Source organism: Isoptericola aurantiacus (assembly GCF_044769875.1).
Taxonomy (GTDB): Bacteria; Actinomycetota; Actinomycetes; order Actinomycetales; family Cellulomonadaceae; genus Isoptericola; species Isoptericola aurantiacus.
In genome coordinates, this window is sequence record NZ_JBJBAE010000001.1 from 1,018,886 (window position 1) to 1,043,266 (window position 24,381).

Annotated in this window: 23 protein-coding genes and 1 tRNA gene; 12 read left to right on the forward strand and 12 right to left on the reverse strand. The window is 71.7% G+C overall.

Annotated elements, in window-relative coordinates; genetic code table 11:
• Nucleotides 1-2: 2 nt before the first annotated feature.
• Nucleotides 3-497 carry an FHA domain-containing protein FhaB/FipA gene (locus ACIQLL_RS04660; protein WP_402463836.1) on the reverse strand — a complete coding sequence of 165 codons (495 nt, stop codon included), beginning with the start codon at nucleotides 495-497 and terminating at the stop codon, nucleotides 3-5.
• Nucleotides 498-507: 10 nt separating this feature from the next.
• Nucleotides 508-1,227 carry an FhaA domain-containing protein gene (locus ACIQLL_RS04665; protein ID WP_402463838.1) on the reverse strand — a complete coding sequence of 240 codons (720 nt, stop codon included), beginning with the start codon at nucleotides 1,225-1,227 and terminating at the stop codon, nucleotides 508-510.
• Between the two features lie 240 nt (nucleotides 1,228-1,467).
• Here ACIQLL_RS04665 and ACIQLL_RS04670 point away from each other — a divergent pair.
• Nucleotides 1,468-1,551, forward strand: a tRNA-Leu gene (locus tag ACIQLL_RS04670).
• 750 nt (nucleotides 1,552-2,301) lie between these two features.
• Here ACIQLL_RS04670 and ACIQLL_RS04675 read toward each other — a convergent pair.
• The 4 genes from ACIQLL_RS04675 to ACIQLL_RS04690 all read right to left on the reverse strand — a co-directional run bounded on the left by ACIQLL_RS04675 (nucleotide 2,302) and on the right by ACIQLL_RS04690 (nucleotide 5,101).
• Complete coding sequence (locus ACIQLL_RS04675; protein ID WP_402463840.1) at nucleotides 2,302-2,655, reverse strand: VOC family protein; 354 nt, start codon at nucleotides 2,653-2,655, stop codon at nucleotides 2,302-2,304.
• 88 nt (nucleotides 2,656-2,743) lie between these two features.
• On the reverse strand, nucleotides 2,744-4,027 hold the full coding sequence (locus ACIQLL_RS04680) for an RNA polymerase sigma factor (protein WP_402463842.1): 1,284 nt from the start codon (nucleotides 4,025-4,027) through the stop codon (nucleotides 2,744-2,746).
• On the reverse strand, nucleotides 4,027-4,395 hold the full coding sequence (locus ACIQLL_RS04685; protein ID WP_402463844.1) for a YciI family protein: 369 nt from the start codon (nucleotides 4,393-4,395) through the stop codon (nucleotides 4,027-4,029). Before ACIQLL_RS04685 ends, ACIQLL_RS04680 begins: the two co-directional genes overlap by 1 nt.
• Nucleotides 4,396-4,426: 31 nt before the next feature.
• Nucleotides 4,427-5,101, reverse strand: coding sequence for a DUF998 domain-containing protein (locus tag ACIQLL_RS04690; RefSeq protein ID WP_402463846.1), 675 nt, complete (start codon nucleotides 5,099-5,101; stop codon nucleotides 4,427-4,429).
• 206 nt (nucleotides 5,102-5,307) lie between these two features.
• Between ACIQLL_RS04690 and ACIQLL_RS04695 the strand changes: the two genes are divergently transcribed.
• Nucleotides 5,308-5,781, forward strand: coding sequence for a hypothetical protein (locus ACIQLL_RS04695; protein WP_402463848.1), 474 nt, complete (start codon nucleotides 5,308-5,310; stop codon nucleotides 5,779-5,781).
• A gap of 57 nt (nucleotides 5,782-5,838) precedes the next feature.
• On the opposite strand, the gene ACIQLL_RS04700 is transcribed toward ACIQLL_RS04695, so the two are convergent.
• Together ACIQLL_RS04700 and ACIQLL_RS04705 are read right to left on the reverse strand one after the other, a co-directional pair.
• Complete coding sequence (locus ACIQLL_RS04700; protein WP_402463849.1) at nucleotides 5,839-6,216, reverse strand: VOC family protein; 378 nt, start codon at nucleotides 6,214-6,216, stop codon at nucleotides 5,839-5,841.
• 45 nt (nucleotides 6,217-6,261) lie between these two features.
• Complete coding sequence (locus ACIQLL_RS04705) at nucleotides 6,262-6,579, reverse strand: peptidase associated/transthyretin-like domain-containing protein (protein ID WP_402463851.1); 318 nt, start codon at nucleotides 6,577-6,579, stop codon at nucleotides 6,262-6,264.
• A 19-nt stretch (nucleotides 6,580-6,598) separates the two neighbouring features.
• On the opposite strand from ACIQLL_RS04705, the gene ACIQLL_RS04710 reads away from it, so the two are divergent.
• The 3 genes from ACIQLL_RS04710 to ACIQLL_RS04720 all read left to right on the forward strand — a co-directional run bounded on the left by ACIQLL_RS04710 (nucleotide 6,599) and on the right by ACIQLL_RS04720 (nucleotide 10,117).
• Nucleotides 6,599-8,194 (forward strand): HD domain-containing phosphohydrolase, encoded by a 1,596-nt coding sequence (locus ACIQLL_RS04710; protein ID WP_402463853.1) that lies wholly within the window; start codon nucleotides 6,599-6,601, stop codon nucleotides 8,192-8,194.
• A gap of 60 nt (nucleotides 8,195-8,254) precedes the next feature.
• A complete protein-coding gene (locus tag ACIQLL_RS04715; protein WP_402463855.1) occupies nucleotides 8,255-9,358 on the forward strand; it encodes a flavin-containing monooxygenase in 1,104 nt (367 codons plus the stop codon).
• A gap of 96 nt (nucleotides 9,359-9,454) precedes the next feature.
• On the forward strand, nucleotides 9,455-10,117 hold the full coding sequence (locus ACIQLL_RS04720; protein ID WP_402463857.1) for a hypothetical protein: 663 nt from the start codon (nucleotides 9,455-9,457) through the stop codon (nucleotides 10,115-10,117).
• An 18-nt stretch (nucleotides 10,118-10,135) separates the two neighbouring features.
• Here the strand turns inward: ACIQLL_RS04720 and ACIQLL_RS04725 are convergent, their stop codons facing one another.
• The 4 genes from ACIQLL_RS04725 to ACIQLL_RS04740 form a co-directional block, all read right to left on the reverse strand.
• The gene (locus ACIQLL_RS04725; protein ID WP_402463859.1) at nucleotides 10,136-10,804 is read right to left on the reverse strand and encodes a GAP family protein; all 669 of its coding nucleotides are present in this window, start codon (nucleotides 10,802-10,804) and stop codon (nucleotides 10,136-10,138) included.
• A 131-nt stretch (nucleotides 10,805-10,935) separates the two neighbouring features.
• Entirely contained in the window at nucleotides 10,936-11,712 is a 777-nt protein-coding gene (locus ACIQLL_RS04730) for a SurA N-terminal domain-containing protein (protein ID WP_402463861.1), read from the reverse strand.
• Nucleotides 11,713-11,841: 129 nt separating this feature from the next.
• On the reverse strand, nucleotides 11,842-14,112 hold the full coding sequence (helR, locus tag ACIQLL_RS04735; protein WP_402463863.1) for an RNA polymerase recycling motor ATPase HelR: 2,271 nt from the start codon (nucleotides 14,110-14,112) through the stop codon (nucleotides 11,842-11,844).
• A gap of 137 nt (nucleotides 14,113-14,249) precedes the next feature.
• Nucleotides 14,250-14,786, reverse strand: coding sequence for a CGNR zinc finger domain-containing protein (locus tag ACIQLL_RS04740; RefSeq protein WP_402463865.1), 537 nt, complete (start codon nucleotides 14,784-14,786; stop codon nucleotides 14,250-14,252).
• A gap of 26 nt (nucleotides 14,787-14,812) precedes the next feature.
• On the opposite strand from ACIQLL_RS04740, the gene ACIQLL_RS04745 reads away from it, so the two are divergent.
• The 7 genes from ACIQLL_RS04745 to ACIQLL_RS04775 all read left to right on the forward strand — a co-directional run bounded on the left by ACIQLL_RS04745 (nucleotide 14,813) and on the right by ACIQLL_RS04775 (nucleotide 24,331).
• Complete coding sequence (locus tag ACIQLL_RS04745; protein WP_402463867.1) at nucleotides 14,813-15,061, forward strand: hypothetical protein; 249 nt, start codon at nucleotides 14,813-14,815, stop codon at nucleotides 15,059-15,061.
• A 369-nt stretch (nucleotides 15,062-15,430) separates the two neighbouring features.
• Complete coding sequence (locus tag ACIQLL_RS04750; protein WP_402463868.1) at nucleotides 15,431-15,898, forward strand: hypothetical protein; 468 nt, start codon at nucleotides 15,431-15,433, stop codon at nucleotides 15,896-15,898.
• A gap of 124 nt (nucleotides 15,899-16,022) precedes the next feature.
• Nucleotides 16,023-16,718, forward strand: a complete 696-nt coding sequence (locus ACIQLL_RS04755; RefSeq protein ID WP_402463869.1) for an Abi family protein — start codon at nucleotides 16,023-16,025, stop codon at nucleotides 16,716-16,718.
• A gap of 172 nt (nucleotides 16,719-16,890) precedes the next feature.
• On the forward strand, nucleotides 16,891-17,757 hold the full coding sequence (locus ACIQLL_RS04760) for an alpha/beta fold hydrolase (RefSeq protein WP_402463871.1): 867 nt from the start codon (nucleotides 16,891-16,893) through the stop codon (nucleotides 17,755-17,757).
• 530 nt (nucleotides 17,758-18,287) lie between these two features.
• Complete coding sequence (locus ACIQLL_RS04765; RefSeq protein WP_402463873.1) at nucleotides 18,288-21,458, forward strand: pectate lyase family protein; 3,171 nt, start codon at nucleotides 18,288-18,290, stop codon at nucleotides 21,456-21,458.
• A gap of 165 nt (nucleotides 21,459-21,623) precedes the next feature.
• The gene (locus tag ACIQLL_RS04770) at nucleotides 21,624-23,108 is read left to right on the forward strand and encodes a glycosyltransferase family 2 protein (RefSeq protein WP_402463875.1); all 1,485 of its coding nucleotides are present in this window, start codon (nucleotides 21,624-21,626) and stop codon (nucleotides 23,106-23,108) included.
• A 128-nt stretch (nucleotides 23,109-23,236) separates the two neighbouring features.
• The gene (locus ACIQLL_RS04775) at nucleotides 23,237-24,331 is read left to right on the forward strand and encodes a type I restriction enzyme HsdR N-terminal domain-containing protein (protein WP_402463877.1); all 1,095 of its coding nucleotides are present in this window, start codon (nucleotides 23,237-23,239) and stop codon (nucleotides 24,329-24,331) included.
• Nucleotides 24,332-24,381: the final 50 nt, after the last annotated feature.

Sequence of the window (24,381 nt, forward strand, 5' to 3'; positions counted from 1 at the left end):
GCTCACCCCTGCAGCTCGACGACGGAACGGCCGATCTGGACGCCGACGCCCGGTGACAGACGGGTCGGCCCGGTGAGCTTCTGGTCGCCGATGTAGGTGCCGTTCGTCGAGCCCAGGTCCTCGACGTACCACTGGTCACCCTGGGGGAAGATGCGGGCGTGCCGCGAGGACGAGTAGTCGTCGTCCAGCACGAGCGTGCAGCTCGGCGCGCGGCCGATGAGGATCGACGACGTCGACAGCGGCAGCGTCGAACCCGTCAGCGGGCCGGACGTCACCACGAGCCTGGTCGGACCGGAGCGCCGCGGTGACGCCGGGGTCCCCGCCGAGGCGACCGGCGACGCGGGCGCCGCAGCGCCGTCGTCGGACCGCTTGCTGCGCGCGCGGGGAGCGCCTCGGGGCGCCATGTCCCGCCGCAGCACGGCGATCGCGGAGAGCACGAACACCCAGAGCAGCACCAGGTAGCCCAGCCGCAGCAGGGTGAACGTGAGCTCGCTCATCCTCGGTCGATCACCAGTCCTCGGTCGATCGGCCGGCGGACGAACCGGTCCAGAACATGATGCGCGTCCGGCCGATGGTCAGGGTGTTGCCGTCCAGCAGCGTGGCCGCCGGGACCTGGTGGCCCTCGACGAACAACCCGTTGGTGGAGCCGAGGTCCGTGGCGACGACCCCCTCGGGGGACACGCGGATCTCCAGGTGGCGGCGGGAGACGCCCGGGTCGTCGACGACGATGTCGGCCTCGCCGTCGCGGCCGATGACCGTGACCGGGCCGGTGAGCAGGTAGCGCTGGCCGTCGATGTCGATGAGCGGGTGCCGCGTGCTCGGCGCCGGGTTGGTAGCCGGGGCGACGTTGCCGCGCACCGTGGCCGACCGCAGCTGGAACCGGCCGCCGGTGAGCTCGGAGTGCTCCTCGAAGGACACGCTGACGGGACCGACGAACGCGTAGTGCTGCGAGGCGGCGTACTCGGTGAGGTTCGTGGCGAGCTCGTCGGCGAGCGTCTCGGCACCCCACGACTGCACCTGCTCGAAGTCGGCGGGCGAGAGCTCGATCGTGAACTCGTTCGGCGCCACCGTCCGGTCGTGACCGACGACGGCGGCACGGTCGTCGATCTCGCGCCGCAGCCGGCTCGCCAGCTCCACCGCCTTGACCTCGCCGCCGCGCCCGACCTTGGCGAACGCGTTGTTCATCAGTCGCTCGACGCTCTTCTCGAAGCGATCCAACGCTCCCATGCCACCTCCTCCCGTCGCCCGTGCCTGTCGCGGGCAGACTATCCAGATCGTAGGCAGCGGCGCACCACCCGCGCCCACGAACCTGTGGATTTCGTGCGAATCCCTCGCGCAGACGTGGCGCTCCAGGTCACGGGGGGATCACGGGGAGCGACCTGGCCTGCGGTGTGACGGACGTCGCGGCCGGGCGGCCCGTATCGGGTTGGGATCCGGGGGCGCCTGCGTGCTAATCTCCTACGGCACGCGCGAGTGGCGGAATAGGCAGACGCGCACGGTTCAGGTCCGTGTGCCCGAGAGGGCGTGGGGGTTCAACTCCCCCCTCGCGCACGTGACGTGAGGAGGGTTTCGGCTTCAGGGCCGGAACACCTTCGGAAAGTCCCGGTCAGGTTCTCCTGGCCGGGACTTTCTGCGTTGGTGGGTGCCGTGACGACGTCGTCAGAGGCGTGCGTGTGGCTCTGCCGGTGACTGATGGGATGACTGGGCAGTTCAGGGCATGTTCTGGGCGCGCTGGGACCGATGGTGAAGGCGTTGGGGACGGGATTCTCAGGTGGTGCTGGCGGTGACGTCCTGGCCCGGCGGTCCGCGGTGATGGGACTGCTGCAGGCGCTGTGGCCCGGTGTGGGGCGTGCTGGGTGGGTGCGGGTGCCGGTGGGTGTCAGGTGGTCGGGGTGTGGCGGGTCGCGGCGGCTTTGCCGGGTGGTCCTCGGTGCGGGTTCGGCGCTGAGCGGGTGGTGTAGCCCATCGGCCGGTCGTCCGGTGGTTCGCTGAGCGTGGCTTGCCAGGGCTCAGTCATCCCGGCGGCACCGCAGTTGCTGGCCAGGGCGGGTCAGGTCTGCCCCGAGCGCGGTGTCCGCCACCGTGACTGTGAGTCCGTGTCCGCGGGTGAACTTCGAGGATGTGGGTGGCCGTAAGGTCCGAGCGGATCGGCAGATTCCGAGTTTGACCGGCGGCAGGATCCGACTTCGGGCGACGGCAGCAGGTTGGAGGCTCGTCGTTTCTGGGCGGTTCGCGCAGGGGGCGAGTGCGGCCGGCCCTGGTGGCCGGTCCGGCCGCGGTGTCCCGTCCGGTGCGCACGGCTCAGCTCTTGCGCTCACCCAGGACACAGAATTCGTTGCCCTCCGGGTCGAGGAGAGTGACCCAGTGCTGCTCGTCCAGCACGGTATCGGCGCGCCGGGCACCGAGGGAGAGCAGCCGCGCGACCTCGGCCGCCTGGTCGTCGGGGCGGAAGTCGGGGTGGAGCCGGTTCTTCGATGTCTTGCCCTCCGGCACCGGGACGAAGAGCAGCCCGGGCACCTGGTCCTGCTCCGGCCGGATCTCGATGATCTCCTCGGTCTCGTCGACCACTACCCAGTCGAGAGCCTCGGCCCACCAGCGCCCCAAGGCGATGGGGTCGAACGAGTCGACGATGATCTGCTCCCATTCCAGTGCCATGGGCGCGAGCATAGACAGGCCGCCCCGGCTCGGGGACGGGAGTCACTGCCTTCGGCGAGCAGGGTCCCGGCGGCCGAGCACGTGACCGTCAACCCTCGGGCGCGGGCCGCCGGCTGCGACGGCATAGGTAGCGGCGTTCGGTCTCGTTGTCGGTGAGTGCTCCAGCGGCACGGAACTCCTCGACGGCCCGGTCGTGCTCGCCGAGCTGGTCGAGGAGGTGCGCGCGGACGGCGTGGGCGCGCTGGGCGACCAGAGGGTCCTCGGAGAGCCGGTGGTCACGGTCGAGCTGTTCGAGCAGAGCGAGCCCCCGGCGTGGTCCGAAGGCGTGCGCCACGGCGACGGTGCGGCTGAGCCGGACCGGCGCGGTGGGTTGCAGCCGTTCGAGCCACAGGTACAGCGCCGCGATCTGCGGCCAGTCGGTCTCCGCGGCGGTGCGCGCCTGGACGTGGGTGGCGGCGACGGCCGCCTGGAGCTGATAGGGCCCGACGCGCTCGTGAGCCCATGCCCTCTCGATGAGCTCCAGCCCTTCGGTGAGCATGCCCTCGTCCCACCGGGTGCGGTCCTGCTCGGGAAGCACCACGAGCTCTGCGTCGGGATCGGTGCGGGCAGCGTGGCGCGCGTCCGTCAGCAGCATGAGGGCGAGCAGGCCGGATGCCTCGGTGTCCGCCGGCAACAGGTCGTGGAGCATCCGTGCGAGCCGGATCGCCTCCGTCGTGAGGTCCGTGCGGGTGAGACGGTCGCCGCCGGTGGCGGTGTAGCCCTCGTTGAAGATCAGGTAGAGGACGCGCATCACGGTCGAGACGCGCCCGGCGACGTCGTCCTCGTCGCGAAGCTCGAAGCGGGCGCCGGCCTTCCTGAGGGTCTGCTTGGCGCGGCTGATCCGGGTGCCCATCGTGGCCTCGGTCGTGCCGTAGGCGTGCGCGATCTCTGCGGTGGTGAGCCCGCCGACCGCACGCAGGGTGAGCGCGACCTGCGACACCTCGCTGAGCGCCGGGTGACAGCAGAGCAGCAGCAGTCGCAGGCTGTCGTCGTGGTCGACGACAGCGGGTCCCGGCCGGGCCGGATCGACCAGGACCGGGTCGGCGCGCGCGGCGTCCTGCTCACGACGGTGCGCAGCCTGTTCCGAGCGCAGGAGGTCGATCATCTTGCGGTAGCCCACCCGGATCAGCCAGCTGCGCGGGTCCTCCGGAACGCCCTTGGCGGGCCACTGCGTGCTGGCGACGATCAGCGCCTCCTGCACGGCGTCCTCGGCGAGCTCGAACCGGCCGAAGCGACGCACCAACGCTCCGAGCACGTGCGGTGTCTCGCTGCGCAGCACGTGCTCGAGGCGCCGGGGCGGGGGCCCTCCGGTGTCGTCCGTCGGGGGTGGCATCAGGCGAAGTCGTCGCCCATGATCGGCCGGATCTCCATCGGCTCGCCGAGCACGTCGACCATCCGGGCGACGATGTCGCGAGCGCGTTCGAGGCCCGAGACGTCGATGATCGCGAAGCTCGCGAGCACCTCCTTCAGCTCGGCGAAGGGGCCGTCGGTGGCGACGACACCCGTCGCGCTCCTGCGCACGGTCGTGGAGACGGCGGGATGGCCCAGGCCCTCGCTCAGCACGAACTCCCCGGTCTCGCGGAGCTCGGCCTCGAACTTCTGGTAGGCCGCGAACGCGTCCAGAGCCTCGGGGCTCGGCACGTCGGCGGTCTCGGCGTCCCACGACACGGCGGGGGTGTAGCTCAGCACCAGGAACTTCACGAGTGCACTCCTCTCGGCCGGGATCTCGGCCTCAGGCTAGGGCGCGTCCGGCCAGACGGCGCAGGCTCAGCGCGGACACGGTGATCCAGGCGAACGCGACGAGGCCCGTGACGGCGATCTGGATGCTCGACTCCGTGGGCGATATCGGCATCAGGAGCACGAGCGCGACCAGGCCGTTGCCGAGCGAGGCCGCCACCCGGCGTCGTCGGATCGAGCGCACCAGCAGGGCGATGCACGCGCCGGCGAGGGCGACGAACGACACCGCCGCCGCCGTCGTGTGCACGACCGAGTGCCACGACATCTCGACGACGCCCGCCGGTGCACCGATGGGGAACCCGTTCTGCGCGTCCATCGGGAAGCACCCGGCGACGACGAAGCCCGCACCGAAGACGCTGAGGAAGATCGGTGCGACCCGGGCGCCGGCACCCGTCGTCACGAGGCGTCGGTGAGCTACCGCCAGGGCGATCACGCCCAGTCCCGCGAGCACGAAGGAGACCTGCTGGATCCAGCCGGGTCCGCCGGTGGCGAGCTGGCTGAGGGGGTGGACGCGGATGTCGAACCCGTCTCGGGACAGCGCCTGGGCTGCGGACGAGACGTAGAAGAACGGCCCGGCGAGCGCGGCGGCGGTCAGCAGCCCGCGAGTCCTCGGACGGGCTGTCGATGCTTCGATGCCTGGCGTCGCCTGCGGGGTGGCGTGGGTGGTCATGACGGTCTCCCCTTTCCGGGTGCGCCGTCGCTCGGTCGGACGGCGTTCACCGACACCACGGAGCCGACCTCGCGTTCTCGACACCGTCGGCACGAGATCCCCGGCGACTTCCTGGTGCGAACGTGTCGAGGACCCGGCAGCCGTTCCGAGGTAGCGGTGAGTGCGGCCCGCACCGCGGTCGCACCGATCGGATCGAGGAGAACGACATGACTGAGGACACCCCCACCCGCACTGTCGAGGCCGCGGGACACGAGCAGGAGGAGGCCCCCCGGCCCAGCGACCGCGTCCGGGCGCTCAACCGGCTCGTCGGCACCTGGACGGTGACGGGCGAGGCGGAGGGCACCGTGCGGTACGAGTGGATGCCCGGCGGGTACTTCCTCGTCCAGTACGTCGAGCTCGAGCAGTACGGCCGGGCCGTCGACGGGTTCGAGGTCATCGGCCACCTGCACCCCTTCGGGGAGCCGGTCGGTGAGGAGATCGCCTCCAGGTTCTACGACTCCGCGGGGAACACCTTCGACTACGTCTACGAGCTCGACGGTGACACCCTCACCATCTGGGCCGGTGCGCAGGGAAGTCCCGCGTACTTCCGCGGCACGTTCACCGACGGTGGGGCGACGATGACCGGCGACTGGGTCTACCCCGGCGGCGGGGGATACCGCAGCACCATGACCAGGCAGTAGCCGGCGACGAGCGCGCGTCAGCGCCTGCCGTCAGCACACGCGGGAGCCGGAACCCGCTCAGGGCTCGAGCCGCTTGCGCAGGAGGCAGAACTCGTTGCCCTCGGGGTCGGCCAGGACGTGCCACGGCTCGTCGCCGCTCTGCCCGACGTCGGCGGGCCGGGCGCCGATCGCGAGCAACCGTTCCAGCTCGGCCTCCTGATCGCGGTCGACGGGGTTCACGTCGATGTGCAGCGGGAGCTTCGCGGCCCGCGGGTCGGAGCCGGGGCTGAGGATGAGGGTGGGCTGCAGCCCACCGAACCCGGTTCCGGGTGGGCCGATCTCGATCGCGCCCTCGTCCCGGTCGAGCTCGACGTAGCCGAGCACGTCGCACCAGAACCGGGCCAGCAGCTCGGGGTCGGTGCAGTCGAGGACCAGCTCACTGATGCGGCATGCCATACGGCCGAGCATAGGAACGGGACGGGACCGGGTCGATCTGATTCCTCAGGCTGCCGTCCCGCCGTCGTCCGGAGGCCCACCGCTGGGCATCCCGCCGGGCGCATCGCCCGGTCCGCCACCCTGGCCGCCGCCGGTCAGCGTGCCGACCTGCAGCGCGCCGCCGTCGTCCCCGAACACGTTGTCGTCGTCCAGCGAGCCGACGGCCGCCAGGTTCTCGGCCGACCCGGCGTAGGCGGTCAGCGCGTACACCTCGTCGCAGGCGTCCTGCGGGAGCGCCAGCTGGGAGGTGGCGACGGCTTCGGCCGCGTCGGTGATCGAGTCCACGTCGGGGTAGACCTCGAAGTGCAGGTGTGGCCCCGGCACCGGGTATAGCGTCGAGTGCATGGCTGGCGACGGCACGTCGGCCACCGCGCAGCCGGTGCGCGCCGCCGAGGTCGCATCGGCCCTCTGCCTGGCCACCGACCTCGGCCTGGGCTTCCCCTGGGCCCACGGTCTCGAGGCCACCGCCGCGGCGATGCGCCTGAGCGACCTGGCCGACGCCGACCCCGCGACACGGAAGCAGGCCTACTTCCTGAGCCTGCTGCTGTTCGCGGGCTGCACGGCGGACGCCTCGGAGAAGGCCGCGCTCTTCGGCGGGCCGACCGAGCCGATCATCGGCGTGATCTGGGGAGGCACGCTCGAGCAGATGCGGGTCGTGCTCCGCGCCCTGCCGGAACCGGACGCGCCCGCCGTCGTCGGCCTCGGGCAGGCGGGGGCGCGGCTGCCCCGGGCGCTCGCCCAGCACCGACGTGAGCAGCTCGCGCTGTGCGAGGTGGCCCAGCACATGGCGGAGCACCTGGGCCTGGGCACGGTGGTCGGTGACGCCCTCGCGCACCTGACGGACCGGTGGGACGGAGCCGGCGTGCTGCGTCGCGGCCGTGGTGACGAGATCCCCCTCGCCCTGCGGATCGCTCTCGTGGCCCGCGACGCCTCGTACCAGGCCGTCCTGGGCGGGACCGAGCGCGCGGCCGCCGTCGTCACCCGACGCGCCGGGAAGGCGCACGACCCCCGGCTGGCGCGGCTCGTCGCGAACCACCACCGCGAGGTGCTCGTGGGGGACGACGACGGTCCCGTCGCTGCCCGCGTCCTCGCCGCGGAGCCCGGAGATCCCGTGCTGCTCGCGGGCGATCGGATCGACGACGCGCTCTCGACGCTCGGCGAGGTCGCGGACCTCATGACGCCGCCGGTCGCCGGACGGTCCCGGGCCGTGGCGGCGCTCGCGGCCCGCGCGGCGCAGGCCGCCGGCCTGGCCGTCGCGGAGGTGGACGTGGTGCGACGGGCCGCGCTCCTGCAGGACGTCGGACGGGTCACCGTCCCGCCGCCCGTCTGGCGGCGCCCGGGCCGGCTCGGTGCTGACGAGTGGGAGCAGGTCCGCCTGCATCCCTACTACACCGGGCGGGTGTGCAGCATGTCCTCGTTCCTCCGGCCGCTCGGCGCTGTCGCCGCCTGTCACCACGAGCGGCTCGACGGGTCCGGCTACCACCGCGGCGTGGGCGCGTCCGCGCTCGGTGTGCCCGCGCGGATCCTCGCCGCCGCGGACGCGTGGCGGTTCCTGCGCGAACCGGCCCCGTACGGCCGGGCGCTCGGCCCCGACGCCGCGGCGGGCGAGCTGGCGCAGCAGGTCGCGGCCGGGCAGCTGGACGCCGACGGCGTCGCCGCGGTGGTCACGGCGTCGGGCACCGCGGCGCCTCCGCTGCACCGCCCGGCGGGCCTGACCGAGCGCGAGGTGCGCGTGCTGGGTCTGGCAGCCCGTGGGCTGGCGACCAAGCAGGTCGGCCGCGCCCTCGGCATCAGTCCCAAGACGGTGGACCAGCACCTGCAGCACGCCTACCGCAAGATCGGCACGTCCAGCCGCGCGGCGGCGACGCTGTTCGCCGCCGAGCACGGGCTGCTCGCATGGGGAGAACTCCCGATACACCGCGAGGGCGCCGCGACCTAGCGTCGAGGGCATGGACGTTCGCGAGGAGATCGGCGTCCCCCACCGATCCGAGGAGGAACCATGTCTCGCAGACCTGATCCGGAGATCGTGGTGATCGGCGGCGGACAGGCCGGTCTGGCCACGTCCTACCACTTGCGACGCGTCGGCCTGGAGCACGTGGTGCTCGACGCGTCGGCCCGCGCCGGGGACACCTGGCGCCACCGGTGGGACTCCCTGCGGCTGTTCACGCCCCCGCGGATCGACCACCTCGACGGCACACCGTTCCCCCGCCGCGGGGACGTCCCGACCAAGGACGAGTTCGCCGACTACCTGGAGGCCTACGAGCGCGAGCACGAGCTGCCCGTCCAGCACGGCTCCCGGGTGCAGCGGCTGAGCGCCGACGGCGGCGGAGGCTTCCGGCTCGACACGACCGACGGGCGGCGTCACGCCGACGTCGTCGTGGTCGCGATGGGCGGCCTGCAGGTGCCTCGGGTCCCCGCGGTGGCGGCCGATCTCTCTCCGCAGATCCGCTCCCTGCACTCGGTCGAGTACCGCAACCCTGCTCAGCTCCCGCACGGGCCGGCGCTCGTCGTGGGGGTGGGCAACAGCGGTGCCGAGATCGCCGTCGAGCTCGCCGCGGACCGCGAGACGTGGTTGGCCGGGACCGAGGTCGGTCACCTGCCGTTCCGGATCGACGGCTGGTTCGGCCGGAACGTCGGCAGCCGGGTCATCGCCTTCACGTTCCTGCACGTCCTGACGACGAGCACGCCGATCGGCCGCCGGGCGCGACCCGTGCTGCAGGGACGGGCCGACCCGCTGCTGCGTGATCGTCCGGCGGAGCTGCGTCGTGCCGGCGTGCACCGCGTGCCGCGGGTCGAGGCGGTCCGCGAGGGGCGTCCCGTCGCCGCGGACGGCACGGTGCTCGACGTCGCGTCGGTCGTGTGGTGCACCGGGTTCCGTCCCGGTCTGGAGGACTGGGTCGACCTGCCGGTGCTGGACGACCGCGGGCTGCCCCGCCAGGAGCGCGGCATCGTGCCCGAGGTGCCCGGCCTGTACTTCGTCGGGCAGGACTTCCAGTACGCCAAGGCCTCCGAGCAGGTGCCCGGCGTGAGTCGCGACGCACGGTACGTGGCCGAGCACGTGGCGCAGCAGGCATGGCCGTCACGCACGACGTCCGCCGCCTGATGCCCGATCATCGGACCCTGCGGATCGCGCGGGCCCCGGCGACCGCTGGCGGGCGGTCCCGGCGTGCGGAACGCTGGGGCGAGGACGAAGGGGCGGATGGTGGCCGGAGACGTGCGGGGTCCAGGGGTCGGCACGGTCCGACGGCTGCGCCGTGAGGCGTGGGGGTTCGCCGCCGGGTCCCTCTGCTTCGTGCTGGGGGCACTACCGGCGTACGCCGACCGGGTCGGTGCCGTCGTGGTCGCGGTCACGTTCGTCGTCGGCGCGGTGCTCTTCACGGCGGGGGCGGTCCTGCAGCTCGGGCTGACCGGTCGGCGGCCACCCTGGCACGGCACGGCGCCGGCGGACCGATGGGACTGGTGGGCCGCGGCGGTCCAGCTCGCCGGGACGCTGCTGTTCAACCTCAGTACGACGGCGGCACTGGTGGCGGCGGTGCACCGGCCCGACCTGGTGGGGGTGGGGTGGCGCCCGGACGCCTACGGGTCGGCGGCCTTCCTCGTCTCGAGCGGGCTGGCGCTGGCCGCCACGAGGGACCGTGGTCACCTGTGGGACACCGATGCCCGTACCTGGCACGGCACCTGGCTGAACGCCCTGGGGTCGGTGGCCTTCGGGTTCTCGGCGGTCGGCGCCTACGTCGCACCCGGGGGCGACACGCTGCTCAGCCCGGCGTGGTCGACGTACGGCACGATCCTCGGTGCCGTGTGCTTCTTCGCCGCGGCGGTGCTCTCCCGGCGGACCGTGGCGGTGCCCGTGACGGCGTGACGCCGGGGCGCAACGGCCTCAGAGCACGGAGATGCCGTCCCCGAGCATCTTCGCGCCGATGACCAGCAGCAGCACGGCCATGATGACGGGGTTGTGCCGGACCAGCCACGTCCTGAGCTCGTCGAGGATCGCGGCGGCCCGGTCCCCCATCGACACGTAGACCGCCACGGGTGCCGCGACGCCGATGCTGGCGACGAGGGCGAAGACCACCGCGGCCACGACCTGGTCGCCGGTGTCCGTCGTCGCCGACGAGATGGCGACGCCCCCGGAGACCGCCAGGAGCAGGTTCTTCGGGTTGACGGCGCCCAGCAGGGCGGCGAGCCCGGCAGCCTTGACCGGGGTGAACGCGTCCACGGCAGCCATCCATCGCGGCGTGGGCGGTTCGGCGTCGCCGCGCGGGCGCCCCCGCCACTGCCGGACGGCGAGCAGGAGCAGCAGCACGCCCAGGACGATCTTCACCACACCGACCCACGGGGCCGGGCCGGCGTCGTCCGGGGTGGCGGCACCGGCGACGAGGGCGACGACCAGCGCGACCGCCCCGACGGCCACGAACCAGGTGGCCAGGAACGTGAACGCGTTCGCCCGGGCCCGCCCGCTGGCGAGCATGAGCACCACCGCCACGATCGGCAACGGGCTCACGAGCACGCCGACCGCCACCGGCAGGGACTGTCCGATCGCTGCGCCCACGGCGCCTCCTTCAGATCGTCGGAAAGGGTGCTGGGGCGATCGTTGCACCATGCGGCCGACCAGGCTCGCCCGGGGCGCGTGAGGCCGTCACACCGCGACCCGCCTCCCGTTCGCCCGACAGGAGCGCGTGCTCACAGGTTGATCGTCACGTCCGCCTTCTTGCGCAGACCGGTGACGATCTCGTCGACGGCCGCGCTCTGCTGCTGGCTGGTGGCCTGCTGGGCGAGCTGGTCGCGCACGTCCTCGAACGGCGGGACCTCGGGCGCCGACGCGCCGTCGCCGCCCTGGGCCTCCATCTGTTCGACGAGGGCGTCGTACTGCGCACGGAGCTCCTTCTCGGTGGGCTCCTGGACGTCCGCCTCGGCCTCGATGTAGGCGTTGACCTGGAACTGGGTCGCGGCGTCGGCGCGCACCTGGTCCTCGGAGAGGCCCTGTTCCTCGAGCGCGTCGATCACGGCGTCGGCGGACTCGAGCCCGTTCTGCGCCGCGACGTCCTCCAGCGTGGACCGGACGTCCTTCGCGGTGGGCTCGATACCGGCCTTCGAGGCGGCCTGGGTCAGCAACCGGTTGTTCACCAGCTGGGTGACGACCTGTTCCTTGAGGGCGTCCTGGTCCACCTCCCCGCCGCCGCTCTGCGAGGACAGGGCTGCCTGCTGCAGCTGACCTTCGTAGCTGGTGACGAACTCGTCGCGTCGGACCTTCTCCCCGTTGACCTCGGCGACGACGTCGGGCACGTCCTGCAGGTCGGCCTCGGGCACCTCGGGGGCGGTGTCGGATCCCGGAGTGCTCTCCGCGCTGGGGCTGCCCGCGCTGGACGGGCTGTCCCCGCCGTCGGACCCGGACGTGCAGCCGGCGAGCGCGACGACTGCGGCGACGCAGACGGCGATGAGCGGGCGCTTCGTGGACATGGTGACTCCTCCGGAGGGGTACGGGCCCACGAGCGTAGGCACACGATGCTGAGAGCGGGACGGGGCGACGACCAGGTGGCGTTCAGGGGAGGGCGGTACCGTGCGCGGCCCCCGCGCGGACGCGATGGCTCAGCCCGCCAGCACCACCAGCTCCTGGGTCGCGCGGGTCATGGCCACGTAACGGTCGACCGCGCCGGAGGTCCCCGCGCCGAAGCGGTCGGGCTCGACGAGCACGACGAGGTCGAACTCGAGCCCCTTGGCGGTGACGGGCGTCAAGGACCGCACCCGCTCCCGGTCGGGCAGCGTCGGAGCGTCGGACGCCGAGACGACGCACGCCGTCCCCTCGGTGTGCTGCGCGAGCCAGCCGTCCAGGACCGCGGCGAGCTCCGCCGTCGTCCCGTACCGCACGGGCGCCCCGTCCACCCGGACCGACGTCGGGACGTTGGCGTCCGGGATCGCGGCGCGGACGACGGGCTCGGCGGCGGCCATGACGGGCGCGGGCGTGCGGTAGTTGACGGTCAGGGTCGCGTGCTCGATCCGGTCGAGACCCACCCTCGACAGCCGTTGCTGCCACGACTCGGCGAACCCGTGGCGCGCCTGGGCCCGGTCACCCACGATCGTGAAGCTGCGCGAGGGGCACCGGGCGATCAGCATCTGCCACTCGGCGTCGGTGAGCTCCTGCGCCTCGTCGACGACGACGTGGGCGAACGGGCCGGCGAGCGCGTCCGGCTCGGCGGCGGGGACCGCCGCGTCGTCGACGAGGGCGGCGCGCAGGTCCTGGCCGCGCAGCATCGACATCACCCCGAGGTCGGAGTCGTCGGTGGCGATCAGGTGGTCGACGACGTCGCTCATCCGCTCCCGCTCGGCCGCGACGGCCGCCTCGGCCCGGCGCCGGCGCCGCGACGTCTCCGGGTCGCCGAGCCGGCGCCGGGCCGCGTCGAGGAGCGGCAGGTCGGCGTCGGTCCAGGCATGGGCGTCGGCGCGCTGCAGCGCGTCGACGTCCTCGGGGCCCAGCCACGGCGCGCACCGGCGCAGGTAGGCGGGCACGGTCCACAGGTCGCCGACGACGTCGGTCGGTTCCAGCAGCGGCCACGCCCTGCCGAACGCTCGGGTCAGGTCGCGGTTCGCCGCCAGCGCCCGGCGCAGGGTGTCGTCGTCGGGGGCGGCGATCCCGTAGGCGTCGAACTCGTCCTCGCCCAGGCGCAGGCCGGGTGCCGGTCCGAAGCCGGGGTTCTCGTCGGACCCGAAGCCTTCCTCGGGGTCGGTGCCGAGCTCGTCGGAGAGCTTGTCGGTCAGGATCGTCAGCAGGGCGTCCCAGACGTCGTCGCGCGCCTCGTGGTGCGGCGTGCCGGGTTCGACGGCGTCGAACGCCTCGGCCCAGTCGGCGGCGTCGAGCCACACGTCGGCGCTCGGCGTCTCCACGAGCATGCCCTGCGTCGGCGGCGTCTCGTACAGGGCGACGGCCGGCTCCACGGCGTCGACGAGCCGGGCGTCGGCCTTGAGGGCGGCCACCGCCGGGTCGGCCTCGACGGCGACGGCGGCCCCTTGCGGCACCAGGTCGGCCAGCACGCACGTGCGGACACCCTCCTCGCCGAGGCTCGGCAGCACGTCGCCCACGTAGGAGAGGTAGGGCCGGTGCGGCCCCACGAACAGCACCCCGCCGTGGTGGTGCCCGACGTGCGGGTCGGAGTGGAGCAGGTACGCGGCGCGGTGCAGCGCGACCACCGTCTTGCCGGTGCCGGGACCGCCGTCCACGACCAGGGACCCGGACGAGTCGGCGCGGACGATCGCGTCCTGGTCGGCGGCGATCGTGGCGAGCACGTCCCGCATCCGTGGCGACCGGCTGGCGCCCAGGCTCGCGATGAACGCCGACTGGTCGTCGAGCGCCGCGTGTCCCTCGAGCGCGTCCGGGTCGAAGACCTCGTCCCAGTAGTCGGTGACGCGGCCGTCGGTCCAGCGGTAGCGGCGTCGGCTCGCCAGCCCCTGCGGGTGGGCGTGGGTGGCTCCGAAGAACGGCTCGGCAGCCGGCGCGCGCCAGTCGACGAGCAGGCGCCGGCCGGCCGCGTCGGTGAGTCCGAGGCGTCCCACGTAGACCGGCGCACCGTCGTCGTCGGGCACCATCCGGCCCAGGCACAGGTCCAGCCCGTAGCGCCGCAGGGTGCGCAGGCGTGCGGTGAGCCGGTGGATCTCCTGGTCACGGTCCAGCGCGGCCTGTCCCGTGCCGCCGGGGGCGCGGCGGGCGGCGTCGAGCCGGGTGGACAGGTCCTCGATCGTGGCGGCCAGGGTCCGGGCGATCGCGGCGAAGTGGCGCTCGTCGTCGGCGATCAGGGCGGGGTCGGACTTGGCGACGAGGCGGTCCGGCAGGGCGAAGGCGGGCGTGGTCCGGGGGGTCACGGGCATCGGCTCCGATCAGGGCACGCGGGACGGGTTCACCGCGCAGGCCTGGAATTCTGCGCCTCCAGGGGGGCCTTGCCGCAAGACCCCCGGTGCGCTATATGTTGAGAGTGGCAGGGACCGTGGTCCCTGCCACTCGTGCGTCAGGTGCGGGTTCGTGCCCGGTGCCGGCGCACCGCCGCCCGGTTGGCGCACCGCACCGAGCAGTACCGCTGGCGTCCGTTGCGCGTGACGTCGACGACGACGTTCCGGCAGGGGTCGCCGGGTGTCAGCCCCGCCGCGCACCGGCCCAGCCGGTGCATCCCCCGGGTGGTCAGGTGCAGTGCCGTCCCGACGCTGATGACGGCGTGGAGCACGTGCGGCAGGGACTGGTCCTCGTCGCGGTAGTGCAGGTGCCAGCCCTCGGCGTCGTGGTCGGTGAGCCGCGGGTAGGCGGCGGCGGACGCCATCTGGGCGTTGAGCAGCCGGGCGCGCTCGGTGGGGTCCTCGGCGTCGACGACGGTCAGCCAGTCGTCGACGACGCGGCGGGTGCGCCGGTGGTCGTCGGGCTCGCGGGGGAACGACATCGTCATGCCGAAGTCGCGGGTGCGGGCCTCGATGCCCGCCCGGTCGGCGGGCCAGTCGTCGGCCAGGGAGGCGGCCAGGAGCACCGCGTACTCGCCGTAAGGGTTGAGATGCACAAGACCATGACAGCACGCTGGGACGCATGACGACACCCGTGACCCGCGCACCGCACCCGTCCACCACGCCCCGGACGCTCCACGAGCACGGCTGGGCGGTGGAGTCGAGCCACGCCACCTCGGACGGTCACGTGCTGTACGTGCGGTGCTCGGTCTGCGGTGCGCGACGCGTGGACCTGCGCCCGCTCGAGCGGCTGGTCCCGACGGCCCTCAGCCGGGAGGTCGTGTCGACGTGCAGCGCGGATTGCGCGGACACGCCTCTCTACTTTGCGTGATCTCGGGCGTGTCGAGTCGGTCGCGCAAAGTAGGGAGCGATCCGCGCATGGCCACCGTGAAACCGCGGCGGAGCCTGACCTGGTTTCCTGGCACCGCCCAGACCACTGTGACGCGGGGCGCAACGTTCGCGCGCTAGATTCGTGGCGCCGTAGCGAAGTTCCGGTCGGCCCAGGAACTGCTCGTCGTCAACGCCCAGGAGACAGACCATGACCGCGCGCCTTGGTCGGACCTCACTGCGGAAGACGGTCCGGCACTCCGATTCATCGGCTTCGACGGGCCCGGGGCGCATCGTGCGCGGCTGCACCGCGTCGGCGCAGGGCCATCGCACGTGCGCCTGAGGTCTCGTGCTCGGCGGGCAGTCTGGCGGGGTGACGACCTCCGAACCAGGCACGAGAACTGACGTCCTGATCGGCCGACTGGCCCGCGCGAAGCTGCTGGCCGCCCTGGACGATGCGGGGGTGCAGCTCAACGTCCACGCGCGCACGCTTCTCGACGACGTCGACCTCGACGAGGCCGCGGGGCGCAGGCTGACCCTGACTGAGGTCTCCGCGGCGGAGCTGGGGCTCGGCGGCGGAGCATCGCTCAGCGAAGTGTTCGCCGCGGCGACGCAGCGCGGCCTGGGGCTGTGCCCGGCGGCGACCGCCCCCTACCTTTCGCTCGGCATGGACCGGCTAGGCAGCCTCCACCGACCCGGTGCTGTCAGGCCAAGTCGTTCTTCGACCAGATGGACTGACACCTGGACGCTCGGGACTCGCGCTTGGGCCGCTGCGCGACGGACGGGCGGCGGTGGTGGCCAAACGCCCACGGACGCTGGACCAGCACGCGGTGAAGCCTAGACAGCGAGAAGCCCCGGGTCAGTGACCTGATACCGGGGCTTCCCAAGACCTTGGCCTGAGTAACATCCCGCTAGGCGGGAGCGGTCATCTCAGGCTCTCGTTGTACGTCCAGTCTACGTGATGGGTGGTCTTCGTGTCGATGGAACCTCAGTGGGTCGTCGACTGGCTCACGGCGGGCCGGTACGCCAAGTACCTTCGGGCTGCCGGCGGCGATCACAGCCGAGCCCTGGCGCTCTACGAGTGGAACGCGGAGCTGGCCGCCGCGTTCTTGCACGATCTAAGCCACCTCGAGGTCGGGATCCGCAACGCGTACGACCGGACGCTGCTGCAGCACCCTGCGGCCGGCGGTGGGGACTGGCTCGAGCCGCCGATCTACACGCTGCTGTTCCCAGCACACTTCGTCACAGACCGCAGCGGGAACCATCAGGACAAGAACTCGACGCCTCGAGGGCAGATCAAGAGCGCCCGCAAGGCCGCCGGGTACGTGGCGGGGGGAGGCGTGCCGAGGGGCAAGGCGATCGCAGAGCTCATGTTCGGCTTCTGGTCCTACCTCACCGACAGCCTCCACGAGAAGACACTCTGGGTACCGGCCCTGCACACGGCGTTCGTCGCAGGCGCCGATCGCACAAAGCTTCACAACGCCATGACCGAGCTTCGCGACATACGCAATCGGGTCGCGCATCACGAGTCAGTCTTCGACCAGCGAGCCGAGAACGCCCGCCGCAGCATCGTCTACGTCGCCAGGAGCCTGTCTCCGGACCTCCGCGACCACCTGGTGAGCACAAGCCGACTGCCCAAACTCCTGCGTGCCAAGCCCTGAAGCCTGGTCCTCTTCGGGGCTGCTGCACGGTCAGGTGACACCCAACCGTGCAGCAGTCCCGTGGACGATCTTGCAATCTAGGCTGCACGTCGACAGGTCGTGGCCGACCGATGAGTCCGGGCGTCGCCGCGGGTCGGACCGTGCGACCCGTCGCCGAGGAGAGGACCCACCGATGGCGCACGCCGTGCGGCACGAGATCGACCTGCCCGAGGGCGGCCGCGCCGTCGTGCACGACTCCGGGACCGGCGCGGCCGAGGCCGCACCCGTCCTCGTGTGGCACCACGGTTCGCCGCAGTCCGGGGAGCTGCTGCCGCCCGTCGTCGACGCCGCGGCCGCGCGCGGGCTGCGGGTGCTCTCCCCCGCCCGCTCCGGGTACGGCGGCTCGACCCGCCGCTCAGGACGGTCGGTGGCCGACGCCGCGCGCGTCGTCGGGCACGCGCTCGACGCCCTCGGGATCACGGCGTCCTACGCCGTCGGCGCCTCCGGCGGCGGGCCGCACGCCCTGGCGCTCGCAGCACTGCGTCCCGACCTCGTCGCCGGTGCGGTGACGCTGGCCGGCGTCGCCCCGTACGACGGCTCCGACGCCTGGTTCGCCGGGATGGCCGACGACGGCGGGCTGCGGTCCGCGCTCGACGGCACCGAGGCCCGGACGCGCCACGCGGAGACCGCAGAGTTCGACGCGTCGAGCTTCGTCGCCGCGGACGTCGCGATGTTCTCCGGGCCGTGGGGCGCCCTCGGGGCGGACGCCGGACGGGCCGGCGAGGAGTGGCCGGCCGGCATCGTGGACGATGACGTCGCGTTCGTGCGGCCGTGGGGCGTGGAGCTCGCTCAGGTCGCCACCCCGGTCCTGGTGGTGCAGGGCGGGGCGGACCGGGTGATCCCGCGGCACCACGGCGAGCTGCTGGTCGAGGCGCTGCCCGCCGCCGAGCTGTGGCTGCGTCCCCGGGACGGTCACGTCAGCGTCCTGGGGGCACTGCCGGTGGCGTGCGACTGGCTGGTGGACCTGGCCGGGGAAGGTCGCCCCGGCCCGCAGATGTGAAGGGTGCGTGCAGGACGCGCCACGGCTCTTGCCGAGCCTCGACCCGTTCGAGGGGTGAACCACCGCTGACGTTGACGCAGGCACTCGTCACCCGACAGCGCTGACAGTCGGCGACCGAGGTCTGGTGCCGGGCCGTCGGTGCCCAGCAGCGGGGCCGGTGGGGCGCCGGGGCGGAGGAGGGGTGCGACGCGGACGACGTTTGCTCCGGACCGGTAGCAAACCAATATTTGGCCAACTAATCACCGTAGAGGCGCCAAAAACCCCGGGCTTGCGCAACGGGAAACCGGTACCTAGCATGAGAAACCGGTTCCCGATGGAACCTGTCTCATCTGGGTACCCGTTCCAGCGTCGGAGCGGGTGCGACAGGGGCGAAGTCGATGAGGCCGCGTCACCCCGTCACCGGCGGTGCGCCGCGACGCAGCGGCCGCCGTCGTCGACGGGCGGGTCCGTGGACCCGATGCGGCGGACGGTCCGCCGCGACGCGTCGATCCACCCGCACTGCCCGATTTCGATGACGAAGTGAGGCAACGATGAGAACAGCAGCCGCGAGACGGCTCACGGCGGCGGGGGCCACGACGGCCCTGGTCGCCACGATGGGCATGACCGCCCTGTGGATGTCCGACGCCCAGGCGGCGACGAGCGGCCCCACCGGGTTCGCCACGCAGAACGGCGGCACCACCGGCGGTGCCGGCGGTCAGACCGTCCAGGCGTCCACCGGGACCGAGATCCACGAGGCGCTCTGCAACCGTGCCAGCAGCGACACCCCGATCATCATCGAGGTGGAGGGCACCATCGACCACGGCAACACCTCGAAGGTGTCCGGCGACTCCTGCAACACCGCCGACGACAAGATCGAGCTCAAGGAGATCAGCAACGTCACGCTGATCGGTGTGGGCAGCGGCGCCCTCTTCGACGAGCTCGGGATCCACATCCGCTCGTCCAGCAACATCATCATCCAGAACGTGCACGTCCGGAACGTCAAGAAGTCCGGCTCCCCCACCTCCAACGGCGGTGACGCCATCGGCATGGAGTCCGACGTCTCCAACGTCTGGGTCGACCACGCGACGCTCGAGGCCTCCGGCGGCGAGTCCGCCGGCTACGACGCGCTGTTCGACATGAAGGCGGACACCACCTACGTCACGCTGTCCTACTCGATCCTGCGCAACTCCGGTCGTGGCGGCCTGGTCGGGTCCAGCGACGGCGACACCGGCAACGGGCCGGTCACCTACCACCACAACCTCTACGAGAACATCGACTCGCGGACCCCGCTGCTGCGCGCCGGTACGGCCCACTCCTACAACAACCACTTCGTGGGTCTGGTCAAGTCGGGCATCAACTCGCGCGTGGGTGCCAAGGTCCTGGTCGAGAACAACTACTTCGAGGACTCCAAGGACCCGCTGGGCACCTTCTACACCGACGAGCGCGGTACGTGGGAGGTCAGCGGCAACATCTGGGACAACATCACCTGGACCGAGCAGGACGACGAGAACTACCCGGCCGGGCCGAACCCGACGTCGACCACCTCGGTGTCCATCCCCTACTCCTACGAGGTCGACGCCGCCGAGTGCGTCCCGAACCTGCTCGCGGCGACGGCCGGGGCCGACACGGGCATGAGCGTCTCGGACGGTTCGTGCTCGCCGACGACCCCGGACCCGACGGAGGAGCCCACGGACGACCCGACGGACGACCCGACGGACGAGCCCACGGACGAGCCGACGGACGAGCCCACCGAGGAGCCGAGCGGCCAGAACCTGTCGATCGGCGCGGGCTCGGACGGGTCGAGCAAGGCGAGCGGCACCAGCTACGGCGACGTGCGTGACGGTGACCTGTCGACGTACTGGTCGCCCTCGGGCAGCACCGGGCGCATCTCGATCAAGTGGGACGGCGACACCACCGTGTCCTCGATCGTCATCCGTGAGGCCGCGGGCGCCGAGGGCAACATCGGGTCCTGGCAGGTGCAGAACCACGACACCGGACAGGTGCTCGCCACCGGCAGCGGTGCGGGCGTGATCGACATCCCCACCACGTCGCTGAGCAAGATCAACTTCGAGATCACGTCGTCGTCCGGTACGCCGCGCGTGGCGGAGTTCGAGACGTACGCCGGATCGGTCACCGAGCCCACCGAGGAGCCGACGGACGAGCCGACGGACGAGCCGACCGAGGAGCCGACCGACGAACCGCAGCCGGGCGCCGACACCCTCTACGTCGCCCCCGGCGGGTCCGCCGGAGCGGCCGGTACGGAGTCCGACCCGACCACGCTGGTCTCGGCCATCGACCGCGTCAACGCCGGCGGCGAGATCTTCCTGGCCGGCGGCACCTACGACCTGGACGACACCGTGACCATCGAGCCGGGCAACGACGGCAACCCGGGTGACCGCACGCTGCTGTCCGCCCTCCCGGGTGAGACGCCGGTGCTCGACTTCTCGGCCCAGGCCGAGGACTCGTCCAACCGTGGTCTGGCCATCGGCGGCGACTACTGGCACGTGTACGGCATCGTCGTCCAGCACGCCGGCGACAACGGCATCCTGCTCGGCGGCGACCACAACGTCATCGAGCGGGTCGTGACCCGGTACAACCACGACACCGGGCTGCAGATCTCCCGCCTGGTGGCGGGTGCGCCGTCGGACCAGTGGCCGTCGGACAACCTCGTGGTGTCCAGCGAGTCGCACGACAACGCGGACTCCGACGGGGAGGACGCCGACGGGTTCGCCGCCAAGCTCACCGCCGGTCCGGGCAACGTCTTCCGCGACACGGTCTCCCACCACAACATCGACGACGGCTGGGACCTGTACACCAAGGACGAGACCGGCCCGATCGGCGCCGTGACCATCGAGAGCTCCCTGGCGTTCGAGAACGGGACCCTCTCCGACGGCTCGCAGGCCGGCGACGGCGACCGCAACGGGTTCAAGCTCGGTGGCGAGGACATCGAGGTCGATCACGTGGTCCGTGACTCCTACGCCGTGAACAACGGCAAGCACGGGTTCACCTTCAACAGCAACCCGGGCTCCATGACGATCACGGACAACGTGTCGATCGGCAACGAGGAGCGGAACTTCAACTTCGACGAGGGCTCGCACACGTTCAGCGGGAACGTCTCCTGCGACAGCGGGTCCAGCGACCGGCACTCCGGCACGGACGCCGGCGGCAACTCGTTCTGGGACGGCTCGAACGGGTCGGCGTGCTCCGGGTACGACGGCGAGCTCGACTGGTCGTTCGCGGCCGACGGGTCGCTGCAGGTCACCTTCGGCGGCACGACGCCGGACCCGGAGCCCACGGACGACCCGACGGACCCGGAGCCGACGGACGAGCCGACGGATCCGACCGACCCGCCGAGCGGGACCAACCTCTCGATCGGCGCCGGGTCGGACGGGTCGTCGAAGGCCTCGGGGACGAGCTACGGCGACGTGCGGGACGGTGACCTGTCGACGTACTGGTCGCCCGACGGTTCCACCGGCCGCATCTCGATCAAGTGGGACGGTGACCGCACCGTCTCCACGATCGTGGTCCGCGAGGCGTCCGGCACGGCCGGGACCATCGGGTCCTACCAGGTCGTCGACCACGACACCGGTGAGGTCCTCACCAGCGGCACCGGCGCCGGGGCGATCTCGTTCGCCGCGACGTCGACCAGCAAGATCGACTTCGTCATCACGTCGTCCTCCGGGACGCCGCGGGTGGCCGAGCTCGAGACCTACGCCGGCTGACAGGTCGCACCGGGGCACCGCGGGAGCCGTTCCGGCCCCCGCGGTGCCTCGTCGCGTCATTCCTGACGTATTCCTGAGCAGGTCATGACGTCGGCTGCGGTCGACGCGGAGGTGCGGGCCGCAGGATCAGGTCTGCTGCATCCGACCGATCCCGCGGAGACCGACATGACCGCACTGCTCGACGAGACCTCGACCCCGGTGGTCGACGGTGACGTCCTCGAGACCGAGCCTCACCCGCTCGCCCTCGGCACCGTGCTCGACCGTTTCCACTTCACCCCCGACGAGCTGGTCGTCGACGTGCCGACCCGGCGCGCGACGATCGGCGCCGTCGTCCCGGCGTACAACGAGGCCGACACCATCGTCGACGTCCTGCGTGGCCTGCTGAAGCAGACCCGTCTGCCGGACGTGATCCACGTGGTCGTCAACAACACCTCCGACAAGACGTTCCGCAAGGCGGCGAAGCTGGCCGGCGAGCACACGGTGGTGCGCAAGGGCGTCGAGCAGGTCACCCGCATCTACGTGCACGACCTCGGCGTCCTGCCGGACAAGAAGGTCGGCGCGCTCAACTACGGGTTCCGGCTCGTGCGCGGGGCCGACTACCTGCTGGGCGTGGACGGCGACACGGTGCTGGGCAGGCGCACGGTGGAGCGGCTCGAGGCCGAGATGGAGGCCGACCCGCGCATCGGCGGCATCTCGGCGATCTACACCGTGGACGATCGCGCCGCCCGCGGACCGCTCGGCCGGTTCCTGCTGACCGGGCAGCGCGCGCAGTTCGCGTCGTTCAACCTGCAGAACCTGGTGCGTGGCCGGAACATGGCGGTGCTCGGCGGGCAGGCCTCGCTGTTCCGCACCGCGGCCCTCGAGACCGTGATGGCCGCCCACCACCAGCGCGACCCGTGGGTGAGCGACTCCGAGGTCGAGGACTCCCTGCTCAGCCTGCAGATCAAGTCGGTCGGCTTCTCGACCAAGATCAGCGCGACGGCGCGGGCCACCGTGGGCGGCATGACCACGCTGCGTGCGCTCGACGGGCAGCAGGTCAAGTGGAACTACGGGGCGATCGACCTCATGTGGCCGGGGCAGCGCGGCGACACCCGCGGCCAGCCGTTCCACCCGAACCTGCGGCTGCGCTGGATGGAGAACGCCTCCATGTTGCTCAACGCAGCGACCCGGCTGATGTTCGGGCTCCTGCTGGCGGCGGCGCTGAGCATCGGCGCGTTCGAGTTCTCCCCGGTCTGGCTGATCCCGCCGGTGGTCGCCGTCGCCCTCAACCTGCGCATCGCGCTGTCGATGAAGAATCCCACCTGGCGTGACGTGCTGTTCGCCGCGACGCTGGTGCCTGCCGAGGTCTACATGTGGATCCGGTTCGGCCACTTCGTGCGGGCCTGGACCAAGTTCCTCGCCCAGTCCCGGACCGACAACTGGGCGGCGCAGGCCAAGGCGGAGCGCGGGGCCGGGTGGGCGTTCCTCAGCCCGCTGGCGTTGGCGGTGGCCGCCCTGGCCGGCCTGGTCTGGGTCTGGACGCTGCTGCCGGTTTCCGCGCAGTCGGCCGTGCTGTCCGTGGGCTGGCCGGTCCTGGGCGCCGTCACCGTGGTGCAGACGGTGGCGATGGTGCGCCGGCTGCTGCGCCGGCAGCACGGCTACCGGGCCTGACGCACTGGGGACCGATGGGCGCACCCCGCTGTTCATCGGACTGCGGGTGAAATCCACGCCGATCCCGTTCCCGACCGAGGTCCTGTGGGTACCGTCCGTAGAGGCAACAGTCTCGCGCGGAGGTTCTCGTGGATTTTGGTGAACGGCTCGCATCGTTGGCGTCGAAGATCCGCCAGCAGAAGGAGAAGATCGGCACCGAGGAGGCGACCAAGAACGCCTTCGTGATGCCGTTCATCTCGCTCGTCCTGGGCTACGACGTCTTCGACCCGAACGAGGTCGTACCTGAGTACACCGCCGACGTCGGGACGAAGCGCGGCGAGAAGATCGACTACGCGATCGTCCGCGGGGACGAGGTGCAGATCCTGATCGAAGTGAAGTCGATCGGTTCGCCCCTCTCCCTCAACCACGCCTCCCAGCTCTTCCGCTACTTCGCGACCTCGAACGCCCGTATCGCGATCCTCACGAACGGTCAGCACTACAACTTCTACACGGATCTCGAACGCGCGAACCGGATGGACGACAAGCCGTTTCTCCAGCTTGATCTGCTTGAGCTGGACGAGTCGCTGATCCCCGAGGTCCAGAAGCTGACGAAGGAGTCGTTCGACCTGGACTCGGTGGTCAACGCTGCAGAGGAGCTGAAGTACATCGGCGCGCTGAAGCGAGCGCTGGGCGAGCAGTTCCGGACGCCGGACGACGAGTGGGTCAAGGCTCTGACCAACAGGGTGTACGACGGCTCTTTCACACAGCGGGTTCGCGAGCAGTTCCGCGGTCTCGTCGGGAAGGCGATGAAGCAGTTCCTTGCGGATCAGGTCAACGATCGGCTGAAGGCCGCGCTGGGTGGCCAGACGTACAGCGACGACGCGGCGGCATCGATGACCGGCGAGGACGCAGCCGAGCAGGACCTCAGCGAGGGTGGCAAGTCGGACGATCGCGGGATCGAGACCACCCTGGAGGAGATCGAGGGCTACCAGATCGTCCGCGCTATCGCGTGTAGCGAGGTCCCGCCGGGCCGCATCGTTCACCGCGACACGAAGAGCTACATGGGCGTGCTTCTCGACGACAACAACCGAAAGCCGATCGTCCGGCTGCACTTCAACACCGGACAGAAGTACGTTGGTCTCTTTGACGAGTCCAAGAACGAGGAGCGCGTCGCGATCGAGTCGCTCGAGGAGATCTACGAGCACGCAGACAGGATCCGCGAGACGGTGCACCGTTATCGCTAAGACGTTGGTTGTCACTCACGCTGAAGCGTCCATGGCTGGCTCGTGCCGCC